Annotated in this window: 18 protein-coding genes; 3 read left to right on the forward strand and 15 right to left on the reverse strand. The window is 46.0% G+C overall.

Translation table 11 applies throughout. The annotated features are described in order from the left end of the window. Window positions 1–22 precede the first annotated feature (22 nt). Window positions 23–124: a stressosome-associated protein Prli42 gene (prli42, locus tag ACFQZR_RS18260; RefSeq protein ID WP_018755231.1), complete on the forward strand. Its 102-nt coding sequence runs from the start codon at window positions 23–25 to the stop codon at window positions 122–124. Here prli42 and lipB read toward each other — a convergent pair whose 3' ends face one another. From lipB to lpdA, 5 genes are all read right to left on the reverse strand, one after another. Continuing rightward, entirely contained in the window at window positions 125–802 is a 678-nt protein-coding gene (gene lipB / locus ACFQZR_RS18265; RefSeq protein WP_018755230.1) for a lipoyl(octanoyl) transferase LipB, read from the reverse strand. A gap of 31 nt (window positions 803–833) precedes the next feature. Further along, window positions 834–2,144: a dihydrolipoamide acetyltransferase family protein gene (locus ACFQZR_RS18270; RefSeq protein WP_379348352.1), complete on the reverse strand. Its 1,311-nt coding sequence runs from the start codon at window positions 2,142–2,144 to the stop codon at window positions 834–836. A gap of 175 nt (window positions 2,145–2,319) precedes the next feature. Then, entirely contained in the window at window positions 2,320–3,303 is a 984-nt protein-coding gene (locus ACFQZR_RS18275; RefSeq protein WP_314585295.1) for an alpha-ketoacid dehydrogenase subunit beta, read from the reverse strand. Beyond that, on the reverse strand, window positions 3,303–4,289 hold the full coding sequence (locus tag ACFQZR_RS18280) for a thiamine pyrophosphate-dependent dehydrogenase E1 component subunit alpha (RefSeq protein WP_379348904.1): 987 nt from the start codon (window positions 4,287–4,289) through the stop codon (window positions 3,303–3,305). The genes ACFQZR_RS18275 and ACFQZR_RS18280 overlap by 1 nt, the downstream gene beginning before the upstream one ends. A gap of 159 nt (window positions 4,290–4,448) precedes the next feature. Beyond that, window positions 4,449–5,870, reverse strand: a complete 1,422-nt coding sequence (gene lpdA, locus ACFQZR_RS18285) for a dihydrolipoyl dehydrogenase (protein ID WP_379348355.1) — start codon at window positions 5,868–5,870, stop codon at window positions 4,449–4,451. A 164-nt stretch (window positions 5,871–6,034) separates the two neighbouring features. On the opposite strand from lpdA, the gene ACFQZR_RS18290 reads away from it, so the two are divergent. After that, window positions 6,035–6,319, forward strand: a complete 285-nt coding sequence (locus ACFQZR_RS18290) for a DUF2627 domain-containing protein (protein ID WP_379348358.1) — start codon at window positions 6,035–6,037, stop codon at window positions 6,317–6,319. Window positions 6,320–6,632: 313 nt separating this feature from the next. On the opposite strand, the gene ACFQZR_RS18295 is transcribed toward ACFQZR_RS18290, so the two are convergent. Beyond that, window positions 6,633–7,544: a C40 family peptidase gene (locus ACFQZR_RS18295; RefSeq protein ID WP_379348360.1), complete on the reverse strand. Its 912-nt coding sequence runs from the start codon at window positions 7,542–7,544 to the stop codon at window positions 6,633–6,635. A gap of 425 nt (window positions 7,545–7,969) precedes the next feature. On the opposite strand from ACFQZR_RS18295, the gene ACFQZR_RS18300 reads away from it, so the two are divergent. After that, complete coding sequence (locus tag ACFQZR_RS18300) at window positions 7,970–8,140, forward strand: hypothetical protein (protein WP_018755222.1); 171 nt, start codon at window positions 7,970–7,972, stop codon at window positions 8,138–8,140. Between the two features lie 61 nt (window positions 8,141–8,201). Here ACFQZR_RS18300 and ACFQZR_RS18305 read toward each other — a convergent pair whose 3' ends face one another. From ACFQZR_RS18305 to ACFQZR_RS18345, 9 genes are all read right to left on the reverse strand, one after another. Further along, a complete protein-coding gene (locus tag ACFQZR_RS18305) occupies window positions 8,202–8,630 on the reverse strand; it encodes a hypothetical protein (protein WP_379348363.1) in 429 nt (142 codons plus the stop codon). A gap of 182 nt (window positions 8,631–8,812) precedes the next feature. Continuing rightward, window positions 8,813–9,634 carry a sporulation transcription factor Spo0A gene (gene spo0A, locus ACFQZR_RS18310; RefSeq protein WP_018755144.1) on the reverse strand — a complete coding sequence of 274 codons (822 nt, stop codon included), beginning with the start codon at window positions 9,632–9,634 and terminating at the stop codon, window positions 8,813–8,815. Between the two features lie 194 nt (window positions 9,635–9,828). Further along, on the reverse strand, window positions 9,829–11,157 hold the full coding sequence (spoIVB, locus tag ACFQZR_RS18315; RefSeq protein ID WP_379348365.1) for a SpoIVB peptidase: 1,329 nt from the start codon (window positions 11,155–11,157) through the stop codon (window positions 9,829–9,831). Window positions 11,158–11,264: 107 nt separating this feature from the next. Then, window positions 11,265–12,986, reverse strand: coding sequence for a DNA repair protein RecN (recN, locus tag ACFQZR_RS18320; RefSeq protein WP_379348367.1), 1,722 nt, complete (start codon window positions 12,984–12,986; stop codon window positions 11,265–11,267). Between the two features lie 24 nt (window positions 12,987–13,010). Beyond that, a complete protein-coding gene (gene ahrC, locus ACFQZR_RS18325) occupies window positions 13,011–13,460 on the reverse strand; it encodes a transcriptional regulator AhrC/ArgR (protein WP_379348369.1) in 450 nt (149 codons plus the stop codon). Window positions 13,461–13,468: 8 nt separating this feature from the next. Continuing rightward, window positions 13,469–13,927, reverse strand: coding sequence for a hypothetical protein (locus ACFQZR_RS18330; protein ID WP_379348371.1), 459 nt, complete (start codon window positions 13,925–13,927; stop codon window positions 13,469–13,471). An 86-nt stretch (window positions 13,928–14,013) separates the two neighbouring features. Further along, window positions 14,014–14,868, reverse strand: coding sequence for a TlyA family RNA methyltransferase (locus tag ACFQZR_RS18335; protein WP_379348374.1), 855 nt, complete (start codon window positions 14,866–14,868; stop codon window positions 14,014–14,016). Between the two features lie 14 nt (window positions 14,869–14,882). Continuing rightward, a complete protein-coding gene (gene dxs / locus ACFQZR_RS18340; protein ID WP_379348376.1) occupies window positions 14,883–16,772 on the reverse strand; it encodes a 1-deoxy-D-xylulose-5-phosphate synthase in 1,890 nt (629 codons plus the stop codon). 1 nt (window position 16,773) lies between these two features. After that, the gene (locus tag ACFQZR_RS18345; RefSeq protein ID WP_379348378.1) at window positions 16,774–17,379 is read right to left on the reverse strand and encodes a hypothetical protein; all 606 of its coding nucleotides are present in this window, start codon (window positions 17,377–17,379) and stop codon (window positions 16,774–16,776) included. Window positions 17,380–17,973 lie beyond the last annotated feature (594 nt).

Below are 17,973 nucleotides of genomic sequence, written 5' to 3' on the forward strand. Positions count from 1 at the left end.
AGTTAAAGGAGAATACATCCTAATGAATCAAAAGAAATGGTTTCGCGTTGTTGTTTATCTCATGCTGGCAGCCATGGTGGGATCAACCCTCTTCATGGTCATTGAGCCGTTCTTATACTCCTAATTATTGCTGGACAAGCTCAAATCCGAACTCTTCCAAGAAGTATGGAATGATCTCGGAAGCCACTTGCTCCACGGTAAAAGGCAAATTCGTGATATCTTCAAGCGAGGTCACGCCGAACTGCTGAATGCCGCAAGGAACGATTCCGGTGAATCCTTCATACTGGATTCCCGATTTAATGTTAAATGCAAATCCATGGCTCGTCACGAAGCCGCGCCGGTGTCTACGTTTATTGAACTTGACTCCGATCGCGGCTATTTTCGTATCTCCAACCCACACGCCTGTATAATCGGGCTTACGACTGCCTTCAATATTATATTTCGCTAAATAATTAATGATGACTTGCTCCAGGTGTCTTAAATACCCGCGCAAATCTAGTTTTTCCCCATCCAGAATGACAAGTGGATATCCCACCAATTGACCCGGGCCATGGTACGTAATATCGCCGCCGCGATCAATTTCGAATACCGAGATACCCTTCTCCTGCAATTCAGCCTCATTCAAGAGCAGATGTTCTGGATGTCGCTGTGAACCAATGGTATAGGTCGGTGGGTGCTCGAGCAGGATCAGAGAAGAGGAAGCCTCTTCTCGATCGATTTGCTTGACGAGTGATTTCTGCATATCCCAAGCCTGGCCATATTCCATCATCGGATAGTAATTGACTTGTAGTGTCTGACTCATGTTATTGTTTCACACGCTTTCCAAAGTACACTTAGTACAATTTAGTATCGAGATCATAACTTTCCATGTTCTCTTTGACGCGCTGCAAGAAGCGACCGCAGATGACGCCGTCTAGAATCCGATGGTCTAGAGACAAGCAGAGATTCGCCATCGAACGTATAGCAATCATGTCATTAATAACGACAGGACGTTTGACGATCGACTCGAACGTAAGAATCGCCGCTTGTGGATAGTTAATGATCGGATAAGAGAGAATCGAGCCAAAGGACCCGGTATTGTTAATGGTAAAGGTTCCGCCTTGCAAATCATCCAATTTCAACGTACCTGCACGCGTTGCCTTCGCAAGGCGATCAGCTTCACGAGCAAGTCCGGCGATATTCAGCGTATCGGCTTTTTTAATTACCGGCGTAAGTACTGAATCTTCCGTTCCGACGGCAAGGGATAAGTTAATATCCTTCTTCACAATAATCTTGTCAACGGCCCAAACGGAGTTAATGATTGGATAGTCTTTGATCGCATTGACGACAGCTTTGAGTAAGAACGCGAGATACGTCAGGTTAATGCCTTCACGACGCATGAACTCATCTTTGTACTTGTTACGAAGTACCACAAGATTCGTCACATCGACCTCAATCGTCGTCCAAGCATGTGGGATCTCTGTTACACTTTGGCGCATATTGCGCGCAATCGTATTACGAATCGGCGTAACATCGATGAAATATTCGTTGCTTCCGACCGTCTGCTGTTTCTCCACTTCAATCTTCGGAATACGCGGAGATTCAGACAAATGCAATCCGGAGTGACGGACCGGGTTGAATGATCCCCCTTGGTTCGAAGGTGCGGCTTGCTCCGACGCTGTATTTTTGCCAGCCGATTGGCCTTGTTCCACGAACTGCAGTACATCTTTGCGTGTAATGCGCCCGCCTAAACCTGTGCCGATCACTTGATTCAGATCTACACCATGTTCTCCTGCAAGCTGTTGTACAGCTGGCGAGTAGCGGTGTCTCATGCTCTGATCGCCTTGTAATACAGGCTCCTCACTTGCCACCGTACTGCTAGAAGCTTCCGGTGCTGCATTGGCTCCTGTACCTGCAACTTCAACATATGCAATCACTGTGCCGACATCGACAGTCTCTCCAGCTTCCACGAGAATTTCACGCAGAATCCCTTCAACCGTCGATGGCAGTTCAGCGTTTACTTTATCGGTAATGACATCACAGAGGGGCTCATATTGCTCCACCGGATCTCCAGGCTGCTTCAACCACTTTCCAATCGTCGCTGAAACGAGCGATTCAGCGAACTGCGGCATCGTGATCTCCACGAATGTAGTAGGTTTTGACATACTCTCATCTCCTGAACTTTTTCAATATACGTCACCCAGAGGCAACGATTGAACCATGAGAAAACCTCCAATTCGGGCACTCCAAGGATGAGAGACCGCGTTTAGAGGTAGGTTTTATCGCCAAATAGAATTTGAATGTTCCGTTTGCTGCGAAACGAATCAATTTTATTTGTGGTTAGAATAATGCCAGCTTACGCATTGCCTCTTGAACTTTATCTTTATTGAGCATGAAGAACCGTTCCATTGGCGGACTAATTGGCATCGCAGGTACATCTGGCCCGCATAGGCGCATAATTGGCGCATCAAGCTCGAAGAGCATTTCCTCGGCAATAATCGCGGACACCTCGGCCCCGACTCCGCCTGTTTTGTTATCCTCGTGAATAATGAGCACTTTGCCTGTCTTCCTAGCGGCTTCTAGAATCGCTTCCTTATCCAGCGGTTGGATCGTACGCAGATCTAGAATATGAGCGCTGATGCCTTCCTTCGCAAGCTCTTCAGCAGCCTGCATGGCAAAATGAAGCGGAAGACTGTAGCTGATGACTGTAATGTCTGTTCCTTCACGAAGTACATTTGCTTTACCAATCGGCACTACATAATCGTCCGCAGGAACATCGCCCGTAATCAGCTTATAACATTTCTTATTCTCGAAGAAAATAACTGGATCCGGGTCACGAACCGCTGCTTTGAGCAGACCTTTCGCATCATACGCGGAGTATGGCGCAACGATCTTCAGACCTGGGGTCCCTAAGAATACCGATTCCGGACATTGCGAATGGTATAGACCGCCAAAAATCCCCCCGCCAATTGGCGCACGAATCACGACAGGACATGTCCAATCGTTATTCGAGCGGTAGCGGATTTTGGCTGCTTCACTAATAATCTGATTCGTTGCAGGGAACATGAAATCTGAGTATTGCATCTCAGCAATCGGCTTCAAGCCGACCATCGCCGCCCCAATCGCAACACCCGCGATCGCAGATTCGGCTAGCGGTGTATCAAGTGCTCTAGCTTCCCCGAACTGTTCCATCAGACCTTTCGTCGTCGTGAACACGCCGCCCTTCGTACCAACGTCTTCCCCAAGAACGAACACATCTTCATCGCGCTCCATCTCTTCTCGCATCGCTAGACGAATCGCATCAATATATTCCATGACCGGCATTATGCATTCACCTCTCCATCTTCAGCATACACGTGAAGCAGCGTATCTTCCGGTTTCGGGAATGGTGCTTGATCGGCATATTCCGTTGCTTCTTTGATCTGCTTGGCAATCAACGCTGCCAGCTCTACTTCTTGCTCTTCAGACCAGATTCCGCATGCCATCAAATATTTTTGGAATTGGACGACACCGTCTTTTTTCCAGTTCTCATCGACTTCTTCTTTCGTACGATAAGCAAGATCATTGTCTGACGTAGAGTGCGGAGACAAACGATACATCATCGCTTCAACTAACGTTGGACCCTCACCGGCAACGGCACGTTCACGAGCTTCCTTCATGACACGATAGACTTCAAGCACATCATTCCCGTCAACTTGAATACCTGGGAACCCATAACCAAGCGCACGGTCACTCACTTTGCCAGCCAACTGTTTATGTACCGGCACCGAAATGGCATATTGATTGTTCTCACACATAAAAATGACAGGTAATTTATGAACACCTGCGAAGTTACAACCTTCATGGAAATCCCCTTGGTTGCTGGATCCCTCGCCGAATGTAACGAATGAGACATAATCTTTCTTCTTCATCTTCGCTGCGAGTGCAATACCAACCGCATGCGGCACTTGCGTTGTTACTGGACTTGAACCCGTAACAATCCGAAGACGTTTGCTTCCAAAATGACCAGGCATTTGACGGCCGCCGCTATTCGGATCTTCCGCTTTGGCGAAGAGCGAGAGCATCAATTCTCTCAAGGTCATGCCAACGGCGAGTACGAATCCATAATCCCGGTAGTACGGAAGGAAATAATCTTTCTCGCGATCCAAGGCGAAGGCTGCAGCCACTTGCGCTGCTTCTTGACCGATCCCTGATACGTGGAAATTAATTTTCCCCGCACGTTGCAATACGAGACAGCGTTCATCGTACATCCTGGCCATACGCATATATTTGTACATGTCAATGACTTGTTGATGACTAAGTCCGAGCATTTCATGCTTCGATTGTTGTTGTACGGAAGTTTCTGAATTCACGTAAACACCATCCTTTTTCTTCCCGTTTGGTTTTATAACCTGGTACTAAGACTAGGAGATAAACATATTATAATCCCTTTTCAGAAAAAAAGAAAATGTTCTTTAAGCCAGACATGCCTAGATCCCTGTCGCTTTTCCATCAATTGCAAGCATAGCTTCACCCATAATTTCCGATAAAGTTGGATGCGGATGGATGGATTGACCCACTTCCCACGGTGTTGCATCGAGAATCTGCGCAAGTACAGCTTCCGAGATTTGATCGGTTACATGAGGACCAATCATATGTACACCCAGAATATCATTCGTTTCTTGATCCGCAATTACTTTCACGAACCCATTATTATCTCCATAGACTAGCGCTTTACCGATGGATTTATAGGAGACTTTCGCCACCTTCACTTGTCTTCCTTGTTCTGTCGCCTGCTTCTCCGTCCAACCTACACTCGCCACTTCAGGACGTGTATAGATACAACGCGGTACGAGATGCGGTTCTGCCATGTGTGGATGGAGACCTGCGATGCGTTCTGCTGCAACAATCCCTTCGTGCGCTGCCGCATGAGCGAGTTGAAGCCCGCCAATGACATCGCCAATGGCATAGATATGTGGTTCTGTCGTCTGCATATATTCGTTCACGACGATGACACCGCGATCCACTTTAATGTCTGTATTTTCCAGGCCGATTTGATGAACATTGGCTTGTCTGCCGACAGATAAGAGCAGCTTCTCAGCCTGGAGCGTCTCTTGCGATCCTTTTACTGTCACCTGAATATGTACGTGTCCATTCTCTGTGCTGTAGCTCTCTGGATGAAGCGTTGCTCCGGTAAGCACACGAACACCACGTTTTTTCAGTAACCGCTGCAATTCACTGCCTAACTCTTGATCTTCCGTCGGCAATAAATGGGCAGCCATTTCTACGACAGTCACCTCGACACCAAAATCGCTAAGAAGGGATGCCCATTCAGCCCCGATCACGCCGCCACCGACGATGATGATCGATTTAGGCAATTCCTTCATGTCTAGTGCTTCATCACTTGTCATTGCATACTGTCCATCAATCTCGATGCCGGGTAGTGTGCGCGGACGTGAACCCGTCGCAATAATCAAATTCGTGGAAACAATCGTCTCCATCTCCCCATCTTGCAATTCTACAGCGACTGCACCACTCTTCGGTGAGAAGATCGAAGGTCCGATCACGCGCCCTTTTCCTTGGATAACATCGATCTTATTTTTTTGCATCAAGTAAATAACGCCGCGATGAAGCTGATTTATAATGCCTGCTTTGCGCTGCTGTATTTTATCAAATTGTACGGAAATGTTATCTGCAAAGATTCCAAATTGCTCACGTTCCTGAAGTGTTGCATACACCTCTGCACTACGCAGGAATGTCTTACTCGGAATACAGCCTCGATGAAGGCAGGTGCCCCCAAGTAAATCTTGCTCAATAATCGCCACTTTCTTACCGAGTTGAGCTGCGCGTATCGCCGCCGTATAGCCGCCGATCCCACCACCAAGTACTGCTACATCATAGTTCAATGCCATCGTTTCTCGAACCTCCCGATATGTACACATTCATTTCATCTTCGTTTTCCTGTGACTATTGTACCTTGTTTTGAGTTGTTTACCAAGCAAGCTTCTTTCATTAGACAACCTTTCCCAACCATTGTATGATAGGAATATATTCAAATTCAGGGTGAGGGCAAGTTATGAAACTAATGATCTCCAGATTTATCGCAATTCTGCTGCTCGTAATCCCCGGTCTTGCTGCGACCTACGGATTTCTTCTAATGAAAGATGCTTTGTTCACCTATTTCTCAGAACATGGCAATACGGGATTATCGCCGGACTTTGCATGGCTCCCATTCCTTGGTGGGCTTGTCCTCTTCGCCTTCGGCATCATCTTCATTGGAGGATGGACATTCTATCGGGATCGCAAACGAAATTATGTGGCACCACGATTTAAAAAGAAGCGGGCGAGACCGCAGGGATAATTAATAACAAAATATTTGATCAATCAGACCCCTTGTTACATTTCCATCGTCACCTGCGATGCGAAAGAAACAAGGGGCCTGTTCGTCATATTCTTCGTTTTTTCTTTTTCTTCGACTTGACCACATCTTTCTTTTCAACCGCCTCTCGGTTTGAGAATAACGCAATGATCACAGCCCACTGCTGTATCGATAAATCGAGATAAGGGTGACGTTGATTGGCATGCAAGTGATTATGATCTCGATTAAATAAATCATTTCTATAAAAAGCCCTCTGATTCCATTTCTGGTTCAGAGGGCTCTCCACAATACTCTTCTATTTAACGACACTACCGCCGTATAAGAAACGATGTTCCCAAGCTGTATTCTGGATTGAATCGATGCGAACACCGCCTGATTTGGTAGAATACGTGTGCAAAATTTGATTATTTCCAAGGTAGATTCCCACATGAGTAATCCGTTGCGTGTCCTTATTCACACCGTTGTAATTAGAAGCTTTAGAGCCTTTATAGGACATAAAGAACATCAGATCTCCGCGTTTCAATGAGCTAATACTTTTCTTCGCTGTTGAGTTGCTCTTCACCCAAGCACCCTGCTTGCGTGAATCCGATGGCAAAACAATACCTAACGCTTCCTTGTAGGCTTGTCTGACAAAATCAGAGCAATCAAAGGTTTTAGTCGTATTACGATCGGATCCGAACTCGTAAGGGACACCTAAATATTTCTTCCCTGTAGTAATGACTTTCTCGACTTGAGATGAAGGCGGCGTTGGAGCAACCGTACCTGACTCTGCGTTACCCGTAATATTAAGATATTTCGTTGCGGTGCTCACATATCCGATATTGCCTTTACTGTCTTGTGCGTGGTACCAGCTTGCATTCGCTTGACCTAGAATTGTTATTTTCTCACCTTTAGGTAGATTGCGGAGTACCTTTGTTCCTGTAGAAGGTCCTACTCGCAAATTCACATTATTCTTAACTGTTGCAAGTTTGGCGCCGGCAGCTGCTTTGGTCTGAACTGCTCTAGATGACGCCGCAAATGTCGATACCTCTTCCAAGTTAGGCAGATCCGGATCGCTTTCATCAACTAGCAAGTTCGTTGTGTTTGAACCTTGTCCCAAATTCGAGCTTGTCTGATTTGCGACTGGTGCGCTCGCTGCACTGATTGTCGTTGCACCCATTTGGAATGCCATAGTGCACATAATTAGGCCTAGTAACATCTTTTTCATGATTAAGTATCCTCCCTGATGTCCGATACTGCGTTGTACAGTACCGCTTATGAATGTGATGTGTTTGTAATTCGACTGTCAAAATATTCCAACATTGACTTTTACTATTAATTTGTTAATCTCAATTCCAATTACTCTATTTACTATACCAGTAGTCTTCTAACCCTACTATCGGACCAATTTCATAAAAGTTACGTTTTTGTAACTATTAAAATAGGACTTTAGTCACCAAAACCACTTGTTTTTGTAAATAAAAGTTAGATATTGGATTCCGAGAAGAAATGAAAAATTACATTATTGTAAATAAAAGATCGAAATAGGAATCTCTATCTAGTAACAAGTTGTAATAAAAATTCCATTTATCGTGCATGAAAATCACAAATCGTGGAAACCTATGGCTGTTATGGAATGAAGGAGGTGTCAACATGAACAATAATTCTCACAATCAAGCTTCAAAAGCGGAGGTTCAATCCACAGAACTCAATAAAATGCCTGCTGCGAATACATCCGATACAGAGTTCTCTGCGGAAGAAGCGGCTGAAGCTTTTACAAATCAATCCTCGGCTGCTGCGCAATCTGCTGAAGACCAGCAATAAGTACAACACAAAAACCGTCTAGTACATGTACTAGACGGTTTCTACTTGAAAATACAATTCATTATAGATGAACTATCTCTCCACAAATTTGGCATTCCAGCGCAGGAGCATCTGCACGTAGTACATTCCCATGCTCATCATAGATGGTGTCCTTAATTTGTTCCATTTGATCGACAGCCCCGCATTCCGGACATACTTTTCGCTGCGAAGGAGCTGCTGCTGTAGGCTGGAGTATCATCGGTTCTGCTGTCAATCCACCGACAGATACAACACTCGAATGAGCTGCTCTAGGTTCATGATTCATGATCGAGAGCATCTTCATGGATTTCATCTCTTCCCTAAGACCATTTAAATCCGTTTTTAATTCCTGCGAATAACCATTTTGTTTCAAACAAAACTCCAAGATCACATTTAATTTCTCATCTAAAGCATTTATTTGACGAGTGAGATTCGTTAGTCTCTGATCAATGTTCGGTTCATGATGTTCCATTTCAAATACTCTCCCTATGTACATTATGATGGAGCATGTAAATGCTAGTTTAACTGCCATGATACATGATATTCAACGGAAAATCCAACACACATCATGTTATTGCACATTATATGTACATGCTTCTGATAACGCAAAAAAGGCTGCGAATTGCAGCCTTTTTATTTTCTATTATTTCACTTTCAGCTCACCTTATGCTCAATCCGCAGCTTATCCGCCACCATCGCGATGAACTCCGAGTTCGTCGGTTTCGACTTCGAGATGTTGATTGTATAACCGAATAAGTACGAGATGCTATCGATGTTGCCGCGGGTCCATGCCACTTCAATCGCATGACGGATCGCACGCTCGACACGTGATGGTGTCGTTTTGAATTTCTCGGCGATCGCCGGATACAACGTCTTCGTAATAGCACCGAGAATTTCGATGTTATTGTAGACCATAGTAATCGCTTCGCGCAAGTATTGATATCCTTTGATGTGGGCAGGTACACCAATTTCATGAATAATGGATGTGATATTCGCGTCTAAGTTCTTACCGCCTTTGGCGATTGGTACTACATTGCTCGACGACTTCACGGTATTCGAGATTGACATACTGCCGGAAGACGAACTAAGGCTCTGTGTACCCACCAATTGACGAACACGATTCGCAAGAATTTCCAGATCAAATGGTTTTAGTATGTAATAGGAAGCTCCAAGCTGAACAGCGCGCTGTGTAATATTTTCTTGACCAAATGCGGTCAGCATAATCACTTTCGGCTGCGGGCTCAAATTCATCTCACGTAACCGTTCTAGAACACCAAGTCCATCCAAATGCGGCATAATGATATCCAGGATAATCACATCTGGCACTTGACGGGATTCTTCAATGATACGTAATACTTCCTCCCCATTATAAGCTATACCTGCTACGCTCATATCTCCTTGCTCCGAAAAATACTCTGCCAATAAGTTTGTAAACTCCCGGTTGTCGTCTGCTAACAATACCTCAATCTTTTGCACACGATATCCTCCCTTAATTCCTAGTAAAATTTTCTTTTTTTACCTGTCCGAGAATAGAAATTCGACACACACCATTAAATTCCTTCTGTCGAATAATTATTTTCTTTATTTTTTTCACAATATATTTTATAATAATTATTTTGCTACATTTCACAACAACATTCGTTTCGATTCGACAAAAAATCTTAAGGCTGCTAGCTCGCCTTAAGATTTGTGTTCGAGGATCGCAGCATCACACCTGCGTCCTGCAGCATCCATTCAATAAAGCATCCATAGCCGGATTTCGGGTCATTTACAAATACATGTGTTACGGCACCGATCAGCTTCCCATTTTGAATAATCGGACTACCGCTCATGCCTTGTACGATCCCGCCTGTCTTGTCAATTAAACGTGGGTCAGTAATTCGGATAACCATCCCTTTGGTCGCAGGACTCGACTGATGTGTGACATGCGCAATTTCGATATCAAAGCGTTCTACCTGCTGACCGTCAATAACGGTAAGGATCTGGGCAGGACCGATTTTCACATCCTCTGCAAAAGCAACCGGAATACCTTCCTTAAATAAGCTGTGATCAGGATTTTCTTTCATTTTGCCGAAAATACCGAAATGCGTATTTCGCTCCACATTCCCAAGAACTTTACTCTCTTTGAGGAAATAAGCTTTTTTCTCACCGGGTTCCCCATTCTGGCTCTTAGAAATGGAGGTGACGTTCGACTGAACAATTTCTCCGTCGCCAACAACAATCGGTGTCTGCGTATCCATGTCAGTGATGACATGCCCTAATGCACCGAATACACCTTGATCAGGAGCATAAAATGTCAGCGTTCCTACACCAGCTGCAGAGTCCCGGATATAGAGTCCAAGACGCCATGTCTTCTCTTCTACATCATAAGCGGGTGTCAATTGGGTTGTAAACTCGGACTGATTCCGCTTAATCGTAAGCTCAATCGGTTGTTTGGATTCCCCAGCAGCAGTAACAACAGGTGCTACTTTGGTGACATCATTCAGGAATTTCCCATTCATTCGAGTAATCAAATCACCCATTTGAATGTTTGCATCCTCACCGGGAGACACTTTACGCTGACCATTCACAGCAACCAGATGATGCCCGACAACCAGAATACCGGCTGATTTTACTTTGACACCAATCGTCTGCCCGCCAGGAATGACCTTCAAATCAGGCACAACATTCACTTTAACGGTCTTCAGTGGAATCTTGCCAAATAAGCGAAGCTTTAATTCCGCTTGACCGCTTTGCTGTGTCTTCAGACGAATTGGCTCCCTCAGGGAGACGTCCACAGATGGCTGTGCTGTTCCATTGACCGAAATGATATCGGGATGATCAATCACCGCCTGGGCCATTACCGGCATATTCAGCCGAAGTTCCTTTTGCTGTCCCGAGAATAACCTAATTTCACTCGGAAACGTCGAGAAATACTGAAAAGGTGCCGTTGTACTAAGCATACAAACGAAGAAGACAAGTAAAAGACCAAGAAATCTTTTGCTCTGCTTGGAGTTCAAGGTGTCACACGCTCCCTTTCCTTCTATCGCTTGACGAGAAAGGTTGTCGCCAATTGCGTACCTTTAAGATAACCTTGGCTAGAGCGTTTTATTACTGCAAATGATTCCTAGACCGCTTTCCTTGTATCCGCTAAAATTAACATTTCTTGTGCGTGATGCAGCGTTTTTTCGGTGATTTCCACGCCGCCGAGCATCCGTGCCAACTCCTTGATCCGCCCCTCTTCCACAAGTTCTTCAACCTGTGTCATGGTGCGCCCTTCAACGACATTCTTCTGTATTAAATAATGATGATCTGCCATACAAGCCACCTGTGGCAAATGTGTAATCGAGAATACTTGACACTGACGGGATAAGGATGACATTTTCTCAGCGATCGATTGTGCAGCGCGACCACTAACTCCTGTATCCACTTCATCGAATACCAAGACAGGAACACGATCAATCGTGGCAAAAATCGATTTCAACGCTAGCATCATCCGGGACAATTCCCCACCTGACGCAATTTTATGTAATGAACGTAAAGGTTCTCCAGGGTTCGGAGAAATCAGGAACTCCGCCGAATCATATCCATGTTTCGTAAATCTTACAGGTACCCCATCGACATCAAGACCGTCAGGGGCTTCCATACGTTCCAATTTAACCTCAAGCCGCGTACGCTCCATCTGGAGGCTCTTGAGCTCCGCTTCCATCTCAGAGGCAAGTTGTTCAGCACATTGCTTACGAAGCCCGCTAAGCTGTCCTGCAAGCTTAACAAGCTGTACAAATTCTTGATCCACTTGCTGCTGCAATTTCTGGATCATTTCATCTTTATTCTCAATCATGTCCGTTTCTTTACGGATTCGTTCCAGATAGTTCAAGATCTCTTCCACATTGTCACCATACTTCCGACGGAAAGATGAGATCAGATCCAGACGCTGCTCCACTTCTTCAAGCCGTACCGGGTTGAATTCGATCTCTTCACGATAATCCCGCAGTTGAAAGGCGACATCCTCAATTTGATAAAAGGCGGACTGGAGCTGCTCCACAATCGGTCCAAGCCGCTGTGAATCGAAGGCCATAATATCCTCTAATTTGGAGACAGCCTTACCGAGTGCATCCAACCCTTTATTACCATAGACTTGTCCATACGCATCGTTTACGGAATCCATCATCCGTTCCGCATTCGCAAGCTTGCGTTTTTCCTCCGCTAACAATTCATCTTCACCGATCTTGAGTCCAGCATTCGATATTTCTTCGATCTGGAACCGATATAGATCAAGCATCTGATAGGCCTTCTGGCTGGAATCCTCGAGCTCCTGCAGCTCTCTACGTAACTTAGAATGGCGAGCATAGACCTGCTGATACGCATCCTTCACAGGTCCGATGGTCGCTTCACCGAACGTATCCAGCAAAGATAAATGCTTATCGACCTTCAGGAGCGATTGATGCTCATGCTGACCATGAATATTCACCAAATGCTCACCGATCTCTCGCAGCATCGATAAATTCACCAGCTGTCCATTAATGCGGCTCATGCTTTTTCCTTGCGAGCTGAGCTCACGACGAATCACCAAATGCTCCTCAGCTGACGCCATGATGCCTAGATTCGCCATCACGGACCATACCGGATGATCGGGAGGCAGTTCGAACAGCGCCTCAACTTCAGCCTTATCACACCCATACCGCACCAAATCTGCTGAACCACGTCCGCCGATGACTAAACTTAACGCATCAATGATGATCGATTTACCTGCACCGGTCTCCCCTGTCAGTACATGAAACCCGTTATGAAAAGAGACGGTCACCGCCTCGACCACCGCAAGATTTCGTATTGATACAGCCGCTAACATCCGGCCACCCCCAACTTAAGAAAATTATGAAATAAAGGACATGATTTGCCCGACGATCTTGTCACTATCTTCTTTCGTGCGACAAATGATCAACATCGTGTCATCCCCACAAATCGTCCCCATAATCTCAGTCCATTCAAGATTGTCCATAAGGACGGCAATCGAGTTCGCCGTTCCTGGCAAACACTTCATAACGATCAGGTTATTCGTCGAATCAATATGTACAAAGTTGTCGACGAGTGCCCGCTTTAGTTTCTGTACCGGATTGAACCGTTGATCTGTTGGCAATGAATATTTATACCGCCCATCATCCATTGGTACTTTAATCAAATGCAATTCTTTCATATCTCTAGATACCGTCGCTTGTGTCACATGATATCCCGAAGACCGTAATGCCTCGACCAGATCGTCCTGCGTCTCAATTTCTCGGTTCGTTATAATTTCACGAATTTTGATATGACGATTTCCCTTCATAAAATCCCTCACTCTTCTTCAAGTTGAAAATGAATTTGTTGTAATTGCTGTTCCTTCTCATCTACATATAGGATCCCATCAATATCACTGTACAGCAGAAAGTAAGGCAACAGCCGATCTCTCACGCTGCTGGCTGTCCACTCGATGGGTTTACGATCGCGAGCAACCTTTACAATGTAGGTCTGTCCATCTCGCCTCGCTACGTAATCCACAAATAACCGGCTATCTAATTGTATATCATTCACAAGAAAATAAAATGGGATTCGAACCTTTCCACCGATGATCTCATAACCATCCTGTTCCATCAATTGGAATGCGATGGTGTTCTCATTCATTTCGGTATGGATTGGCACGCTTGAGTAGTTCGTACGAAGTGGGGAATGCAGCCATCTTCTAAGTCCAAAATAAGCCCATAATACAGCGATTACCACGATACCGACCATGACAATTTCATCACTGTGTCCCATTACGAATCACCTCGAGAATATATTCGAGGCTACGGATCGATTTCCTTTTTTTTCGAGGAGGATTGGGCCTTTCAAACAAAAGAAACTCACCCTTTGGTGGATGAGTTTCCTGTAAACGTGTTCGCTGCTTCTTGGACGACAGCCGCAATTCTCGCTGCATCCAACGGTTCAGCCTCGCCCTGCACATCGGATGGTCTCTTCCATTCCCAACATGCCAGGAATTCAATATTCCCTTCACCACCCGTAATGGGGGAGAAGGTTAAGCCTTGCAGCTTAAATCCCAATCCGGCCGCGTACGTCAAAATCGATGTCAGCACTTCTTCATGAACTTTCGGTTCACGCACGACGCCTGACTTCCCGACTTTCTCACGCCCCGCTTCGAATTGCGGCTTAATCAGTACCACAACTTGTGCTGGCTCCTCAAGCAATTCAATCAGAGGCGGAAGGATAATCTTCAGGGAGATGAAAGATACATCAATGGATGCCATATTCGGCTGCGGTCCCTTCAAATCTGCTGGTGTCGTATACCGGAAATTGGTGCGCTCCATAACATCAACACGTTCATGATTCCGCAGCGACCAGTCAAGCTGATTGTAGCCAACATCGATTGCATAGACATAGCTTGCGCCATGCTGCAATGCACAATCGGTAAATCCACCCGTCGAAGCACCGATATCCAGCATGACACGTCCGTCCATATCGATTTCAAAATAGCGCAGCGCCTTCTCTAGCTTCAGTCCGCCACGCCCCACATAGGGATGCAACTGGCCCTTCACGCGAAGTTCTGTGGACCTAGGAATCTTCGACCCGGCTTTCTCTTGCCGTTCCCCATCTTTGTTAAATACGATACCCGCCATAATCGCGGCTTTCGCCTTCTCACGACTTTCAAAAAAACCTTGCTCAACGAGCAGAACGTCAATCCGTTCTTTCTGTTCAGACATTCATTTACCCTCTTCTATTTCGCTCGCGACCGAATGCGCGGTTTCATATTCTTAATCTCAGCCATCACGTGTTCAACCGTAAGACCAACCTCTTGGCGCTGCTCCTTCACACTGCCGTGCTCTACGAAGTAATCTGGAATTCCCATGAGTTTGACACGCATATCGTAGATGTCATGTTCTGCGTAATATTCCAGAATCGCGCTGCCGAGTCCACCCATTTGGGCGCTTTCTTCCATTACGATCAGATCTAACCGATCCTTGGCGAGCTGCTGCAGCATCGCGCCATCTAATGGTTTAATGAATCTTGCATTGATTACGCGAACATTCAACCCTTCGCGTTTCAATTGCTCTGCGGCTTCAAGTGCAACTTGAACCATAGGACCAATTGCAGCAATCGCAAAGGATTCGCCATCACGCACAACTTCCCACTCACCGATCGGAATCGGTGTCATCACAGGATCATAGGCTACACCAACACCATTCACACGTGGATACCGAACGGCAATTGGCCCGTCATTATAGTCGACTGCCGTCTTCAGCATATGCCGAAGCTCGTTCTCGTCTTTCGGCATCATCATGACCATATTCGGGATATGGCGCATGAATGAGATATCGTAGACCCCTTGGTGCGTCTCGCCATCTGCACCAACGAACCCTGCACGGTCAATCGCGAAGATCACATTCGCGTCTTGACGGCAAATGTCATGGACAATCTGATCGTACGCACGCTGCATGAACGTCGAGTAGACCGCATAAATCGGCTTCATGCCTTCCATCGCCATCGCTGCACAGAGTGTCGCAGCATGCTGTTCCGCAATACCGACATCGATCATCCGATCCGGGAACCGTGCTGCGAATTTCATCAACCCAGACCCGCCAGGCATCGCAGGCGTTACTGCGACGATTCGATGATCCTGTTCAGCAAGCTCAATGATCGCATTGCCGAACACTTCCGTATACATCGGGTTCCCTACCGCCTTCACGACTTGACCGGACTCAATTTTGTATGGCGTAATGCCATGCCATTTATGGGAATCTGCTTCTGCAGGAGAATAGCCCTTTCCTTTGGTCGTAAGGACATGGACAAGAACAGGTCCATTCACTTGACTTGCCTGCTTGAACGTATCTTGCAACGATTCGAGATCATGCCCATCCACAGGACCCAGATATGTAAACCCGAGTTCCTCGAACAACACACCCGATACAACGAGATATTTCAGGCTGTCTTTCAGACGTTCTGCCGTCTTCGCAAGCGCACCGCCAATTGCAGGAATTTTTTTCAAGAAACTTTCAAGTTCTTCTTTGGCGCGCTTATATGTTTTGTCCGAACGAATTTTACCTAAGTAATGATGCATCGCGCCAACATTCGGGGCGATCGACATTTCATTGTCATTCAACACAACAATCAAATTCTTCTTCTCATGCCCAATGTGATTGAGCGCTTCAAACGCCATCCCGCCGGTTAACGCACCATCACCAATCACAGCAATGACACGGTTGTCTTCCCCTTTAAGATCACGCGCAGTCGCCATACCCATTGCTGCTGACAAAGAAGTACTGCTATGCCCTGCTTCCCATACGTCATGTTCACTCTCTGAACGCTTGACGAAGCCACATAATCCTTTATACTTGCGAAGCGTATCGAATTGTTCTCTACGACCTGTTAGTATTTTGTGCACATAAGCTTGATGCCCAACATCAAAAATAATTTTATCTTTCGGACTATCAAACAAGTAGTGCAAAATAACCGTGAGCTCGACTACACCCAAATTCGGCGCAAGATGTCCCCCTGTGACCGATAGTTTCTCGATCAAAAATTGACGAATCTCTCCCGACAATTGAGCGAGCTCCTCAACCGAACACTTCTTTAAATCGTTTGGTTGATTAATCTGTTCGAGTAACACGTTATTTTCCTCGCTTTCCATTGTTCGGTTTGCTTTTTTTCTTCGTGAAAATTCGAATGTGGAGTCTTCGTTCCAGTAGATCGAAGAACTTCCCGGTCGAGAGCACGATAGCCGTGGAGTAGTGAATCGCAAAACTTTTGCCAACCGCCTTACCTCCAACCGTGAGCGCAGATACTAATCCCGCAAACACAACGCTCGTGACCATTCGAAACATTTCATTGCCTTGATTCATGGAGAGAAGCAAATTACCGACGACGAGCGCGCTTGCAGCACCACTGATGACCCCCGTCATATCGCCGATGACGTCATTACAAATATTCGAAAATCGATCCGCATTTCGGATAATATAAATCCCTTGTCTTGAGCCCCTAACTCGCTCTGCAGCCATCGCGTGAAAAGGTTTCTCGCTCGCAGCCGCCGCTGCTAGGCCCATCATATCGAACACAATGCCAATCAAGATCAACAGCAAGACGATGATGACGCCTACGCCAAATCCGACACCCGATAAAACCGTTGTAGAGATGACCGAGAAGATACAGGCCAATAAGAATGTGACAATAGAAATAAAAATACTCCATTTCATGGAGTGCTTCAATGAAAATTTCATTTCAATCTCTCCCTCTATAAGAAAGAGATGAGTGGTAACTTCGAGAGTAAACGCTGTGGCTTAGGTCCAGTAGGTTTTCCCAGACAGGTCTCCTTCACGTTGCCGATCAGGCGGTTTCCCTTTATGCCCATCTTGACGTCGTTGCCGAGCATCAGACTAGATTACCACTTAGTCCACACTATAATCCTCAAGAAGTCTCACGTACGCAAACAGTCTAGGAGTTTTCCTCAGCAATCCTGAACCGTTTCATATCCTCTTTTGCAGACGAACTTTCATGCAGCATCCGAAGGTTAACACTTTGGCCAAAGCGCTAGCCTCGTACACATCTGCAATCCCTGTGAATCCGCTCAAGGCAGGCTACGCTGCAAACAAGTCATCCTTAGATATTGCTTCTACTAATCCATATATGAGTCAATCCCGACTCGCAATGCAGGTTCATACCCCAAGCCGTAGCAATTCATACGAGGATGTCTTGCCACATACTTGGGCCTCCGCGGAAGCGGGGTCAACGCCCACATGCCATTGTGGATCGCCCCACGACCTTAACTCCCAGCATCAACCCCCGACTGGGCGTCGGAAGCCAACACCAGGAAC

Source organism: Paenibacillus sp. GCM10027629 (assembly GCF_042676425.1).
Classification (GTDB): Bacteria; Bacillota; Bacilli; order Paenibacillales; family Paenibacillaceae; genus Paenibacillus_K; species Paenibacillus_K terrigena.